Genomic DNA, 14,597 nt, shown 5'->3' on the forward strand with positions numbered 1-14,597 from the left:
ATGATAGAAACGGGGCGCGCCGGCTTGAAGCTGTTCCACGTCAGCGACGTGCATTTCGGCGCGGAGGACCCGGCGGCGATCGCCTGGTTCTCCGAGCGTGTCGCGGAAGAAAAGCCCGACGCCGTCATCATGACCGGCGACCTGACGATGCGCGCGACGAAGGACGAGTTCCAGCAGGGCGGCGACTGGCTGCGGTCACTCGGCGTGCCGGTGACGCTCGAGGTCGGCAATCACGACATCCCCTATTACTGGGATCCGTTCCGCCGGCTGTTCGCGCCGTACCAGCGCTACGCAGCGGTCGAGCAGATGATCGAGAAGCCGTTGGAGCTTCCCGGCGTGACCGTGGTTCCGCTCAAGACGACCGCGCGGGCGCAGTGGCGCTGGAACTGGTCGAAGGGCCGCGTCAGCCCCGGATCGCTCAAGCGCGCGCTGGCGATGATTGCCGACGTGCCGAAGGGCAATCTGATCATCATCGGTGCGCATCACCCGCTGATCGAGGGCGGCACCATGGGCACGGCGAAGACACGGCATGGCGACGAGGCACTGACGGCACTGGCCGAGGCCGGCGCGCACGCGGTGTTGTCGGGCCACGTCCACGACCCGTTCGACGTGCCGGTCGAGCGGGCCGGGCGGATTATCCGCATGATCGGTGCGGGCACGCTGTCGAAGCGCACGCGTGGCAGCCCGCCTGCGTTCAACGAGATCCGCGTCGAGGGGGGGCAGTTCGAGACGTTGGCGCGGACGCTGTCGGACGAGGCCAAGCACTCGATTACGAGTGAGATATGACTGAGGGCCTTTATCCTCCCCCTGGCGGGGGAGGGCAAGACGTTTGCCTAGTCTGGTGCCTTGCCCGAATTGAACTCGATATCGATCTCCACCCAACCGCCGAGAATCTGCTTCCCGCCAACGCGCGGGGGGCGGACGCGGAATTGCCACGCAGCCTGCCGCATGGCGCGGGCGAGCCCCGAACCGACCGGCGACTCGCTCAGCGCACGGCAGTTCTCGACCTGGTAATTCGCGATCATCCGGCAGGCGATCTTCGCCCAGCTGTTTGGCGGCGGGGCGCTCTTCAGATAGCCGTTGAGTTCGGCATCGGTCGGCCGGCGATACCATTCGACCTTGTACAGCCGCTCGCCACCCGGGCCTTCACCAGGACCATAGGCCGAACCACTGTCCTTACCCTTGCCCGACCCGCTACCACCGTCCCCCCCGGCAAGCTGGTCGTCGGGGTGCGAGGGTATCTTCGAGATATCGGCCGCGTCGAACATCTCCATCCCGCCGAGCATCTTGATCGGCAGCGGTGGCGGCGACTTCGGCGGGGCAGGGGGCGCCTGCGCGGACGCGACCCGAGGTGCCGCGCGCTGCGGCGAACCACCGCTCGCACGCTTCTGCTTGGTGGGTGACGGCGTACGCTTCTGGGGCGTCGACGCAGTCTGATCCGGGGCGATCTGGAACGTGACCGGCTCGCGGCGCTCCTCGGGCTTAACGACGGCGGAGGGCGCCAGTCGCAACAGCAGCAACAAAATGAGGATATGCGCGATGACGGTGAGCACGAACGCGCCGCTGCGCCGCCGCGTCGAACCGCGCGTCTCGATCGACGAAGGATGGTACGCCGACCGCATCGGCTGTTCGCCTAGCCGTGCGACACCTGCTCGGCAACCGCTCGCCGCCATGTGACGAAGACTTCATGCGCGCCGGGATAGGCATCGTCGCAAACGCTGGCGCATGAGATGTAGCGAAATAACCCGTGTGTCCTGCTTGGATACCGGTCGCCATCCGGCCTTCGGCACGATCGACGCGCTTACGGGAATGCATTACTGTTCGCTGTCTGCGACCGATCAACAGTCGAGGTCAACTCGACGCAATCCGTCCCTCAGCGCCAGCATCCAGGGTTCCTTCAACCCGGATACCAATCCCGTTCTCCGCAGGGCCAGCAGCACCCACCAGCCAGGATCGTGTTGCCCTGGTTCAAGACGAGCCGGGCAGATTCAGGCCACGCATGGTGATTACCATGCCAGGCTTCGCCAAACGTGATGAGCGCCGCAGCTGGCAGGTCATGCCCTTGGACGGCTACACCGTCGATGCTCCACCCCTGGGGTCCATTGCGATGCGTGATGTGGCCGACCAGCCAATGTCCCGTGACGCCGATCGCAATACGCACCGGTACGCCCCAGATCAGCCACGGTAGCCCACCTGCCCACAGAAACAGCAGTGCCCATGGGAGCTGTTGCGCCATCCATGTGCGTTCGAGAAAACGCAGCACGCCATCGTCACGCAGGCGTGGCTCAAGTTCGAAGCGAGGCGGGTGCGTGAGATCGAGTCGACAATGCATTTGCCACCAGGCGTCGCGCAGCAACGATGCCCGATGTGCATGCAGATCATGGCATTCCGCCTGCCGTTGCGCCCAATCCCGTGTGTCGTGCATCCGCACCATACCGAGTGGCCCGGCCATACCGACCAACGTGCCCAGGTAGGCTAGCAATCGCTCGAACCAGCGTGGCGCGTCGAGACTGCGGTGGATCAGCAGCCTGTGCAATCCAATCGAATGACCAAGGCAGAGCGTGACCGCCGAGGTGCCGAGCCAGAGCACCACCGCCCCCGGCGTGACGTATAATGGCGCCAGCAGCAGCGTGCAAAATGTCATGCCGCCTATCCAGATCGAGCGCACCGGCGCCCATCGTACTATGCCGTGCCGGGCGTTGCTGAGCGGCAAGGCGGTCATGCGGGCGGTAGACAGACAGGGCATTGATCATCCTTCGGTAATTAGGTATATGCCTAATCTAAGGGTTCGATTTGTCAATGCTTAGCTTATTGCCTAAATGCATGAGTCATGCAGCGTGTATTCGAAGCCCTGTCGTCATCCGTGCGACGTAAAATCCTGGCCTACCTTGCCCATGCGGAGCTGAGCGCGGGTGATATCGCCTCGCGCTTCGCCATGTCGAAACCATCGATTTCGCAGCATTTATCGATCCTGGAAGCGGCTGGCCTGGTGGCCAGCGAGAAGCGTGGTCAGTTCGTCTTCTATCGGCTTGTGCCGGAAAGCCTCGCGAATACGCTCAACGGCTTTGTCCAAGAGGTTTGCCCGGTATCACGCCCGCTGAAACGTGAGAGCGCGACGTTGGCACGCGAGGCGGAAGACGAACGCTGATCTGACCGGTCTTTCGGATGCGGAGCCGCCAGTTTTGCATTAGCTAGACGACCAGGAAGATCGGTCGCTGCCTCCGTGCAGAATTTGATGCGCCTCGCGTCTGGTCGATGACTCCATTTCTCACGATCCGGTGACGCGGTAGCGGTTAGGCAATCCATTCGAGCGCGTCCGAAAAGAGAATCGCTCCTGCTCCAAAACGAAAAAGGCCGCCGCCCGGTATCCCGGACGGCGGCCTTTTCCTTAGTCAGCGCCGCAGCGTCTGACGAAACCGATTACTCGGCTTCGTTCAGATACTCGCCGGCATCCGCGTCGGTGCCGGTGCCCGAGGTGACGACCGCTGCGAGCGGATCCTCACCGGTGCCGCCTGCATCACGCGGCGAACGAGCCAACTCGGCAGCGTGCTCGTCGGCAGCCGACATCGGTGCCACGATCGACACCTCCGCCATCTTGCGCTGCTGGACGCGCATTGCGGCGTCGCGGCTGTTGGCCACGACACGCAGGCGGTTGAGGCCTGCACCGGTGCCTGCCGGGATAAGCCGGCCGACGATCACGTTCTCCTTCAGGCCCATCAGCATGTCCTGCTTGCCCTGCACGGCTGCTTCGGTGAGCACCCGCGTAGTTTCCTGGAACGATGCCGCCGAGATGAAGCTGCGGGTCTGCAGCGACGCCTTGGTGATGCCGAGCAGGATGGGCTTACCCTGTGCGCGGGTCTGCTTCTTCTCGAGCTTCTCGTTGGTCGCGTCCATTTCCTCGCGATCGACCTGCTCGCCCTTCAGCAGCGTGGTGTCGCCGCCGTCGGTGATCTCGACCTTCTGCAGCATCTGACGAACGATCGTCTCGATGTGCTTGTCGTTGATCTTCACGCCCTGGAGACGATAGACCTCCTGGATTTCCGACACGAGATACTCGGCGAGGGGTTCGATGCCCATCGTCTCGAGGATGTCGTGCGGATCGGGCGAACCGCCAATCAGGTTATCGCCGCGCTTGACGTAATCGCCTTCCTGGACGTCGATCACCTTCGACTTCGGCACCAGATACTCGACGACGTCGCCGCCATCCTCGGGCTGGATGCCGATCTTGCGCTTCGCCTTGTAGTCCTTGCCGAACACGACGCGGCCCGAAATCTTGGCGATGATCGCCGAGTCCTTGGGGATGCGTGCCTCGAACAGCTCGGCAACACGCGGCAGACCACCGGTGATGTCTCGCGTCTTGGCGCTCTCGCGGCTGACGCGGGCCACGACGTCGCCGCCGAACACCTGTGCGCCGTCCTCGACCGACAGCGTAGCGCCGATTGCCAGCATGTAACGACCGGTCTCGCCTGACGTCTCGTCGAGCAGGGTCATGCGCGGACGCAGATCCTCCTTAGACTTGGTCGCCGCACGATATTCGATCACGACGCGCTGGGCGATGCCCGTGGCTTCGTCGGTCTGCTCGGTGAGCGTCTTGCCCTCGATCAGGTCGACATACTTGATCGTGCCCGGGTTCTCCGTGATCACCGGCATGGTGAACGGATCCCACTCGGCCATCCGATCGCCGCGCGACACGATGTGACCATCGTCGAACAGCACGTACGCACCGTAGGGGATACGATCGACCGAGAGCTCGCGGCCGTCCATGTCGACGATCGCGATTTCGCCCGAGCGGCTGAGCACCACGCGACGGCCACGCTGGTCGACGATGATACGCAGATCGCGGAACTGCACCGTACCGTCGGCATGCGCCTCAAGGTTCGACGTTTCGTTGAGCTGCGCCGCACCACCGATGTGGAACGTACGCATCGTCAGCTGCGTGCCCGGCTCACCGATCGACTGCGCGGCGATGACGCCGACAGCTTCACCGATGTTGACCGGCGTACCGCGGGCGAGATCGCGCCCGTAGCACTTGCCGCAGACGCCGATCTTCGATTCGCAAACCAGCGGGCTGCGGATCTTGCACGACTGCGTGCCGAGGCCTTCGATCGTCGTGATCATCGGCTCGTCGAGCAGCGTGCCCGACGGGATGACGACCTTGCCGGTCTTCGGATCGACGATGTCCTCCGCGGTCGTACGACCGAGGATGCGCTCGCCGAGGCTTGCGATCGTCGAACCACCCTGAAGAATGGCCTTCATCTCCAGAGCACGGGTCGTGCCGCAATCCGGTTCGATGATGACGCAATCCTGCGACACGTCGACCAGACGACGCGTCAGGTACCCCGAGTTGGCCGTCTTCAACGCCGTATCCGCGAGGCCCTTACGAGCGCCGTGGGTCGAGTTGAAGTACTCAAGGACGGTCAGGCCCTCCTTGAAGTTCGAGATGATCGGCGTCTCGATGATCTCGCCCGACGGCTTGGCCATCAGGCCACGCATACCGGCAAGCTGCTTGATCTGCGCCTGCGAACCACGAGCACCCGAGTGGGCCATCATGTAGATCGAGTTGATCGGCTTTTCACGGCCGGTCTCCTCGTCGACCTTCACCGCACGGATCTCGTCCATCATGGCGTTCGCGACCTGGTCGCCGCAACGGCTCCAGGCGTCGATCACCTTGTTGTACTTCTCCTGCTGCGTGATCAGGCCGTCCTGATACTGCTGCTCGAAGTCCTTCACGAGCGCCTTGGTGTCGTCGACCAGACCAACCTTGGCGTCCGGAATGATCATGTCGTCCTTGCCGAACGAGATGCCGGCGCGGAATGCGTGGCGGAAGCCGAGCGACATGATCGCGTCGGCGAACAGCACGGTCTCCTTCTGGCCGGTGTGACGATAGACCTCGTCGATCACGTCGCCCACGTCCTTCTTGGTGAGAAGGCGGTTGACGGTGTCGAACGGCACCTTGTGGCTGTGCGGCAGGCACTCGCCGAGCAGCATGCGGCCCGGGGTCGTCTCGTACCGCTTGAGGTACTGCTTGCCCTTCTCGTCGGTCTGCGGAACGCGGCTGATGACCTTGGTGTGCAGCGTGACCGCCTGAGCGTTCAGCGCCTGGTGCACTTCGGCCATGTCACCGAGCAGCATCCCCTGGCCCGGCTCGTTCTCCTTCATCATCGACAGATAATAGAGACCGAGGACCATGTCCTGCGACGGAACGATGATCGGCTTGCCGTTGGCAGGCGACAGGATGTTGTTCGTCGACATCATCAGGACGCGCGCTTCGAGCTGGGCCTCGAGGCTCAGCGGGACGTGCACGGCCATCTGATCGCCGTCGAAATCGGCGTTGAACGCGGAGCAGACCAGCGGGTGAAGCTGGATCGCCTTGCCCTCGATCAATACCGGCTCGAACGCCTGGATGCCCAGACGGTGAAGCGTCGGCGCACGGTTCAGCATGACCGGATGCTCGCGGATCACCTCGTCCAGGATATCCCAGACTTCCTTGCGCTCCTTCTCGACCCACTTCTTCGCCTGCTTCAGGGTCATCGACAGACCCTTCGCATCGAGACGTGCGTAGATGAACGGCTTGAACAGCTCGAGCGCCATCTTCTTCGGCAGGCCGCACTGGTGCAGCTTCAGCTCAGGCCCGGTCACGATGACAGAACGACCAGAATAGTCGACGCGTTTGCCGAGAAGGTTCTGGCGGAAGCGGCCCTGCTTGCCCTTGAGCATGTCGGACAGCGACTTCAGCGGACGCTTGTTGGCGCCCGTGATCGTGCGACCGCGGCGACCATTGTCGAACAATGCGTCGACGGCCTCCTGGAGCATGCGCTTCTCGTTGCGGACGATGATGTCCGGCGCACGGAGCTCCATCAGGCGCTTGAGACGATTGTTGCGGTTGATCACGCGGCGATACAGATCGTTCAGATCCGACGTCGCGAAACGACCACCGTCCAGCGGCACCAGCGGACGCAGCTCGGGCGGGATGACCGGAACGACCTCGAGGATCATCCACTCGGGGCGGTTGCCCGAATCGATGAAGCTCTCGACGACCTTAAGGCGCTTGATGATCTTCTTGGGCTTCAGCTCGGACTTGGTGACCGCGAGCTCTTCGAGCAGCGCGGTACGCTCACCGACGAGATCGAGCGATTCGAGCATGATGCGGACCGCTTCGGCACCGATACCGGCCGAGAACGCGTCCTCGCCATACTGGTCCTGCGCGTCGAGGAGCTCGTCCTCGGTCATCAGCTGGTACTTCTCGAGCGGGGTCAGGCCCGGCTCGATGACGATGTACGCCTCGAAATACAGCACGCGCTCGAGCTGCTTCAGCTGCATGTCGAGCAGCAGGCCGATGCGCGACGGCAGCGACTTCAGGAACCAGATGTGCGCGACCGGGGCGGCCAGCTCGATATGGCCCATCCGCTCGCGGCGGACCTTCGAGACGGTAACCTCGACGCCACACTTCTCGCAGACGATGCCCTTGTACTTCATGCGCTTGTACTTGCCGCACAGGCACTCGTAATCCTTGATCGGACCGAAGATGCGCGCGCAAAACAGGCCGTCACGCTCGGGCTTGAACGTGCGGTAGTTGATGGTCTCGGGCTTCTTGATCTCGCCGAACGACCACGAACGGATCTTGTCCGGGGACGCGATGCCGATCTGGATCTGGTCGAACGTCTCGGTCTTGGCGACCGGATTGGCGAAGGGGGTCATCTCGTTCATGAGCTGTCCTTAGGAAAAATCTTCCCCCCTACCGCTTGCGGGAGGGGGAGGGGCCCAGCCTCTTCAGGCTGGGAGGGGGTGGGCGCCCGGCATCGACGTCGCGCTTCGCTGCCGGCCGGGAGCCCACCCCTCGGTCCCCTCCCGCGAGCGGGAGGGGAGGGCAAAGGAACTACTCCGCCGCGATCTGGATGCCGTCGCTGTCGAAGCCGGGCTCCGACTGCTTCAGGTCCACATTCAGGCCGAGCGAGCGCATTTCCTTGACGAGCACGTTGAAGCTCTCCGGAATGCCGGCCTCGAACGTGTCGTCGCCCTTGACGATCGCCTCGTAGACCTTGGTGCGGCCGACCACGTCGTCCGACTTCACCGTCAGCATTTCCTGCAAGGTGTACGCCGCGCCGTAGGCCTGGAGTGCCCAGACCTCCATCTCGCCGAAGCGCTGCCCACCGAACTGCGCCTTACCACCCAGCGGCTGCTGCGTGACGAGGCTGTACGGCCCGATCGACCGTGCGTGGATCTTGTCGTCGACCAGATGGTGGAGCTTCAGCATGTAGATGTAGCCCACCGTCACCTTGCGATCGAACTGATCGCCGGTGCGGCCGTCGAACAGGTCCGACTGACCCGACGTGTCGAGGCCCGCCAGTGCCAGCATCGCCGAGACATCGGCTTCGCGGGCACCATCGAACACCGGCGTCGCCATCGGCACGCCACCCTTCAGGTTCTTGGCGAGCTCGACGATCTCGTCACCCGTGCGGGCGTCGATCTCGGCGTGATACTGCTCGCCGTACACCGTCTTCAGGCGATCGCGGACCGCCTCGGGCATCGCACCCGGCTTGGCGTCCGGATTCTCTTCGCGCCACGTCTCGAGAGCCGCGGTGATCGACTGACCCAGGCCACGTGCGGCCCAACCCAGATGCGTCTCGAAGATCTGCCCGACGTTCATGCGCGACGGCACGCCCAGCGGGTTGAGCACGATATCGACCGGCGTACCGTCGGCGAGGAACGGCATGTCCTCCGCCGGCAGGATGCGGCTGATGACGCCCTTGTTGCCGTGACGGCCGGCCATCTTGTCGCCCGGCTGCAGCTTGCGCTTCACTGCGACGAACACCTTGACCATCTTCAGCACGCCCGGCGACAGCTCGTCGCCACGCTCCAGCTTCTCGCGACGATCGTGGAACTTGTCCGTGATCAGCTTGGCTGCATCGTCATACTGGATCTTTACCGCTTCCAGATCGCTCTGGACCTTGTCGTCGGCGACCGCGAACTTCCACCACTCGTGGCGGTCGACGCTGTCGAGCAGATCCATGTCGATCACGACGCCCTTCTTGACGCCCTTCGGCGCCGAGGTGGCGGTCTGATCGAGCAGCATCTCGCGAAGACGCGACCAGGTCGCACGGTTCAGGATCGAACGCTCGTCGTCCGAATCCTTCTTCAAGCGCTCGATCTCCTCGCGCTCGATCGCCATCGCGCGCTCGTCCTTGTCGATGCCGTGGCGATTGAAGACGCGAACGTCGACGACCGTACCCGACACGCCTGGCGGCAGGCGAAGCGACGTATCGCGCACGTCGCTGGCCTTCTCGCCGAAGATCGCGCGGAGAAGCTTCTCCTCCGGCGTCATCGGCGATTCACCCTTCGGCGTGATCTTGCCGGCGAGAATATCGCCCGGCTCGACCTCTGCGCCGATGTAGACGATGCCCGCTTCGTCGAGGTTGCGAAGCGCTTCCTCGCCGACGTTCGGGATGTCGCGCGTGATGTCCTCAGGCCCGAGCTTCGTGTCACGAGCCATCACTTCGAACTCGTCGATATGGATCGACGTGAACACGTCGTCCTTTACGATCCGCTCGGAGATCAGGATCGAATCCTCGTAGTTGTAGCCGTTCCACGGCATGAACGCGACCAGGCTGTTGCGACCCAGCGCCAGCTCGCCGAACTCGGTCGACGGGCCGTCGGCGAGCACGTCGCCTGCACGAACCGCATCGCCCACCTTCACCAGTGGACGCTGGTTGATGCAGGTCGACTGGTTCGAGCGCTGGAACTTCATCAGCGTGTAGATGTCGACGCCCGACTTGCCGGCATCGATCTCGCCGGTCGCCCGGATCACGATACGTGCCGCGTCGACCTGGTCGACGATGCCCGCACGCTTTGCCGAGATTGCCGCACCGGAGTCACGCGCAACCGTCTCTTCCATGCCGGTGCCGACGAACGGCGCCTCCGCCTGGACGAGCGGCACGGCCTGACGCTGCATGTTCGAGCCCATCAGCGCGCGGTTGGCGTCATCGTTTTCCAGGAACGGAATGAGCGATGCGGCGACCGAGACGAGCTGCTTGGGGCTGACGTCCATCAACGTGATGTTGTCCGGCAGCGCCATCAGGAATTCGCCAGCCTGACGCGACGACACCAGCTCCTCGACGAAGCCGTTCGACGAATCGAGCTCGGCGTTGGCCTGCGCGATCGTGTGCTTGGCCTCTTCCATCGCCGACAGGTAGACGACGTCGTCGGTGACCTTGTGGTCGACGACCTTGCGGTACGGCGTCTCGATGAAGCCATACTTGTTCACCCGCGAGAAGCTGGCGAGCGAGTTGATCAGACCGATGTTCGGGCCTTCCGGCGTCTCGATCGGGCAGATGCGGCCGTAATGCGTCGGATGAACGTCGCGGACTTCGAAGCCAGCGCGCTCACGCGTCAGACCACCTGGTCCAAGGGCCGAAACACGACGCTTGTGGGTGACTTCCGACAGCGGGTTGGTCTGATCCATGAACTGCGACAGCTGCGACGAGCCGAAGAATTCGCGGACCGCGGCAACCGCGGGCTTCGCGTTGATCAGGTCGTTCGGCATGACGGTCGAGACGTCGACCGACGACATGCGCTCCTTAACGGCGCGCTCCATGCGGAGCAGGCCGACGCGGTACTGGTTCTCGAGCAGCTCGCCGACCGAACGGACACGACGGTTACCGAGGTTGTCGATATCGTCGATTTCGCCCTTGCCGTCCTTGAGGTTCACGAGCGTCTTGATGACCTCGAGAATGTCCTCGGTACGCAGCGTCGTGACAGTGTCCTCGACGTCGAGGTCCAGACGCATGTTGAGCTTCACGCGGCCGACGGCCGACAGGTCGTAGCGATCCGGATCGAAGAACAGGCCCGAGAACAATGCCTCGGCGGTCTCCAGCGTCGGCGGCTCGCCGGGGCGCATCACGCGGTAGATGTCGGACAGCGCCTGCTCGCGCTCCTCGGCCTTGTCGACCTTGAGCGTGTTGCGGATCCACGGACCCGTCGCGACGTGATCGATGTCGAGCAGGTCGAGACGCTCGATTCCTGCCTGGTCGAGCAGTTCGAGGTTCTCGGACGTAACTTCGTCACCGGCCTCGATGTAGATGCGGCCCGTCGACTCGTCGATCAGATCATAGGCGCTGTAGCGGCCGAAGATTTCCTCGGTCGGGATCAGCAGGTCGGTCAGGCCGTCCTTAAACGCCTTGTTCGCAGCGCGCGGGCTGATCTTCTGGCCGTTCGGGAATACGACTTCGCCGGTCTTCGCGTCGACGATGTCGAACATCGGCTTCTGGCCACGCCAGTTCTCGACCTGGAACGGAACGATCCAGCCACCCTGGCCGCGGACGAACGTCACGCGGTTGTAGAAATAGTTGAGGATCTCTTCCGACGTCATGCCGAGCGCGTAGAGCAGCGCCGTGACGGGCAGCTTGCGCTTGCGATCGATGCGGACGTTGACGATGTCCTTCGCGTCGAACTCGAAATCGAGCCACGAACCGCGATACGGGATCACGCGTGCTGCAAACAGATACTTGCCCGACGCGTGCGTCTTGCCGCGATCGTGATCGAACAGCACGCCCGGCGAACGGTGCATCTGGCTGACGATGACGCGCTCGGTGCCGTTGATGAAGAACGTGCCGTTCTCGGTCATGAGCGGCATGTCGCCCATGTACACGTCCTGCTCCTTGATATCGATGACCGACTTGGCCTCGGTATCGGGATCGACCTCGAACGCGGTCAGACGCAGCGTGACGCGCATCGGCGCGGCGTAGGTGATACCGCGCTGGCGGCATTCCTCGACGTCGAACTTCGGCGGCTCAAGGACGTAATCGTCGAAATCGAGATAGGCGGTGCCGGCGAAATCCTGGATCGGGAACACGCTGCGCAGCGTCTTCTCGAGACCCGAAACGTGGCCGATCGACTTGTCGGAGCGCAGGAACTGCTCGTAGCTCTCACGCTGGACTTCGATCAGGTTCGGCATCTGCACGACTTCGTGGATGTTGCCGAAAACCTTGCGGATACGACGCTTTGCAGTGCCGTGTTCGATCGCCTTGGATGCCATAGGTTTATTTTGCCTCGTCAGCCGAAAATTCGTGCTCGGGAACCCCCGAGCGGGACGCACGTTCACGCAAAAAGGCCGCGCGCATCAGGTGCGGCGGCTCTCAGCGTATGAAACCTCGGTATCCAATACGATCGACACGCTGCGCGACGGCATGTCATTTCCCGGATGCTGTGGTGAGATGCGGATATAGGCGCGCCGCGGCGTGATGTCAAAGGGTGGACTCGACACGGTCGTTTTGACACGGTCGCACTGCCCGAAATACTATAGCGTCAGCCTTGGTCGACGCTATTTGCGTCCGCATCAGGATGTAACGCGTATTTCTAGCATCAACGGGTGCCATTCGCTGGGGAGTAGGCGACGTCATGAACGATAGGATCGCAGTGCGGACAGCGTCCGACCAGGACCGTGCGAACTGGACCCGGCTGATCGACGATCACGAGAAGATCGCCGGGCAGTGTGCCGAACTCGTCGGCCTGGCGCGACAGTCGAAGTCGCAGAGCGCGCTCGCCTCGCGCAAACTGATCGAACTTGCCGTTACGGTTGCCGACCACCTCGGCGTCGAAGACGAAGTCATCGATCGCACCGTCGTGGCGATGGAGGCGCACTGCTCGGCCGATACCATCGCGATGATGGAAGAGGACCTCGACATCCTCCGTTCGGACTGGAAGGCGTTCATTGGCCGCTGGCTGCCGACGATCTCGCCGAAAGACTGGGCCGCATTCGGGGTTCAGGCGGAGTCGATGCTCGATAGATTGTCGCATCAGGTGAAGCTGGAGACCGAGCTTCTATATGACCATGCGCTGCGTGATGGCGTGGTCCGCCCGGGTGGGCTGGTGCTGCACTGAAGAGCGCGGGGCGGTTAATGGGATGGTTGCTCCCATTCTCGTCCCCAAAAAAGAGCTACCACCCCGGCAAAGGCCGGGGCCCAGTTGGAAAGGTGGCAATAACGAAGCGCTGCCCGTCATCAGCAACGTTCCCCAACTAGGCCCCGGCCTTCGCCAAGGTGGCATTGCTCTTGGGGTCCGTATCTCGGATCAAACCAGCCGTCCGTCTACCGCCGCTTCTTCTTCGACGGCACAACCACCACCGGAACCACCGGCACCGGCGGTTGCACCGTAACCTTCACGACCAACGGCAACACCCCCGGATCCGCCGGATACTCCCGCCGGGCCCGCGCGAACACGAACCGGGCCTTTGCTGCCCCAGGCGCACTCTCGTTCGCGCCGACCCAGCGCCAGTGCCACGGTTCCCATTTAACGTGTTGTTTGTTGCCGCCGGGGAAGCTCTGTTCGAAGCCGAACCGCGGGGCGTTCGCTCGCAGCCAGCGCGCGGCAGGCGTAGCGGCCATGCATGCCTCCGCATCGGGACACCCGTTCGCAGGACGTATCGCGAAGTCGAGAGCATAGCCGGTCGAATGCTCGCTATACCCAGGCGGCGCGACCGAGATCGCGCGGTCGGCCGCGCTGCTGGTCTCGCCGCGGCAGAACACGCTGCGCTGTCGAGCTATCGATCGTTGACACGACAAGGCGCGGAGTTGGCCCATCACCGAAGGATCGCCCTGCGCCGCCGCGAACAGCCGCAACAGGTCGGGCAATATGTCGGCGCGCACTACGCACGGATTGCCCACCGAATACTCGGACGACAGCGTCACCAGCTCGGTCTCAGGCGCATCGCCATATGGCAAATGTCCGAACGCACGACCGTCGGGCGCGATGGCTGCACTCTGTCCCTCGCACAATTGTGCTTCCGCGATCATGGGGGCGAACAGGAGCGCGAGAGCCAGCGTGCGGTGCAACATCGACGCGGGCTCTGGCACGCAGGCGCTAATGATGGCAAGGGCGGCGCCATGCATGGTGAACGCGTACTCTTCCTCGACGGCGAGGCCCTGGTGATCGACAAGCCCGCAGGGCTGCCGGTCGATCCGCCCCGCGATGGCTCGTTGAGCCTCGAAAATCATCTCGAAAGCCTGAAGTTCGGCTTCCAGCGCTGGCCCAAGGCGGTGCACCGGCTCGACCGCGACACGAGCGGCTGCCTCTTGCTGTCGCGTAACCCCAAGGCGCATGCCCGGTTGCAGCAGGCGTTTGAGCAGGGCCTCGTCTCGAAGCGCTACGTCGCGCTGCTCGACGGCGTGGTCGAAGGCACGTCGGGATTGATCGAGATGGCGCTGGGTAAAGTCAGCACGGCCGAGACCGGCTGGCGGATGGTCGAGGACCCCGAGGGCAAAAAGTCGCGCACCAAATGGCGTGTGCTCGAGATCAGGGACGGCCGCTCGCTGGTCGAGTTCCTTCCCGAGACCGGCCGCACGCACCAGATTCGTGTGCATGCCGCCAGCGGCCTTGGTGCGCCGGTGGTCGGGGACGGCGTGTACGGCAAGGCGGACGGGCTCGGCATGATGCTCCATGCGCAGCGGCTGATCGTGCCGCGTTCGGGCAAGCCCGACGTGCTCGCCGAAGCGCCATTGCCCGAGCGGTTCGCCAAGGCTGGGTTCGCCGACGAGGCGGCTCCGGTTGCCAATGCCGCACCGGTTGCCGAAGTTACGACGCCTGACTCTACCGGCGACTGATCG

General features: G+C 63.5%; 9 protein-coding genes. 4 read left to right on the forward strand and 5 right to left on the reverse strand.

Features of this window, described 5'->3' with window-relative positions:
• Window positions 1-786 carry a metallophosphoesterase family protein gene (locus IFR23_RS01100; protein WP_192974350.1) on the forward strand — a complete coding sequence of 262 codons (786 nt, stop codon included), beginning with the start codon at window positions 1-3 and terminating at the stop codon, window positions 784-786.
• 47 nt (window positions 787-833) lie between these two features.
• Here the strand turns inward: IFR23_RS01100 and IFR23_RS01105 are convergent, their stop codons facing one another.
• Window positions 834-1,622 (reverse strand): hypothetical protein, encoded by a 789-nt coding sequence (locus IFR23_RS01105; protein ID WP_192974351.1) that lies wholly within the window; start codon window positions 1,620-1,622, stop codon window positions 834-836.
• Between the two features lie 275 nt (window positions 1,623-1,897).
• The gene (locus IFR23_RS01110) at window positions 1,898-2,722 is read right to left on the reverse strand and encodes an acyl-CoA desaturase (RefSeq protein WP_197978229.1); all 825 of its coding nucleotides are present in this window, start codon (window positions 2,720-2,722) and stop codon (window positions 1,898-1,900) included.
• A gap of 108 nt (window positions 2,723-2,830) precedes the next feature.
• Between IFR23_RS01110 and IFR23_RS01115 the strand changes: the two genes are divergently transcribed.
• On the forward strand, window positions 2,831-3,148 hold the full coding sequence (locus IFR23_RS01115; RefSeq protein ID WP_192974353.1) for a metalloregulator ArsR/SmtB family transcription factor: 318 nt from the start codon (window positions 2,831-2,833) through the stop codon (window positions 3,146-3,148).
• A gap of 272 nt (window positions 3,149-3,420) precedes the next feature.
• Here the strand turns inward: IFR23_RS01115 and rpoC are convergent, their stop codons facing one another.
• A complete protein-coding gene (gene rpoC, locus IFR23_RS01120) occupies window positions 3,421-7,707 on the reverse strand; it encodes a DNA-directed RNA polymerase subunit beta' (RefSeq protein ID WP_056051382.1) in 4,287 nt (1,428 codons plus the stop codon).
• 169 nt (window positions 7,708-7,876) lie between these two features.
• Complete coding sequence (gene rpoB, locus IFR23_RS01125) at window positions 7,877-12,031, reverse strand: DNA-directed RNA polymerase subunit beta (protein ID WP_060526672.1); 4,155 nt, start codon at window positions 12,029-12,031, stop codon at window positions 7,877-7,879.
• 362 nt (window positions 12,032-12,393) lie between these two features.
• Here rpoB and IFR23_RS01130 point away from each other — a divergent pair, with 362 nt between their 5' ends.
• Window positions 12,394-12,876: a hemerythrin domain-containing protein gene (locus IFR23_RS01130; RefSeq protein ID WP_107961682.1), complete on the forward strand. Its 483-nt coding sequence runs from the start codon at window positions 12,394-12,396 to the stop codon at window positions 12,874-12,876.
• 206 nt (window positions 12,877-13,082) lie between these two features.
• Here IFR23_RS01130 and IFR23_RS01135 read toward each other — a convergent pair whose 3' ends face one another.
• A complete protein-coding gene (locus tag IFR23_RS01135) occupies window positions 13,083-13,829 on the reverse strand; it encodes a M15 family metallopeptidase (RefSeq protein WP_244655381.1) in 747 nt (248 codons plus the stop codon).
• Window positions 13,830-13,877: 48 nt separating this feature from the next.
• On the opposite strand from IFR23_RS01135, the gene IFR23_RS01140 reads away from it, so the two are divergent.
• On the forward strand, window positions 13,878-14,594 hold the full coding sequence (locus IFR23_RS01140) for an RluA family pseudouridine synthase (protein WP_192974355.1): 717 nt from the start codon (window positions 13,878-13,880) through the stop codon (window positions 14,592-14,594).
• The last annotated feature ends 3 nt before the right edge of the window (window positions 14,595-14,597 follow it).

The sequence above is a fragment of the Sphingomonas sp. CFBP 13603 genome, from assembly GCF_014892665.1.
Classification (GTDB): domain Bacteria; phylum Pseudomonadota; class Alphaproteobacteria; order Sphingomonadales; family Sphingomonadaceae; genus Sphingomonas.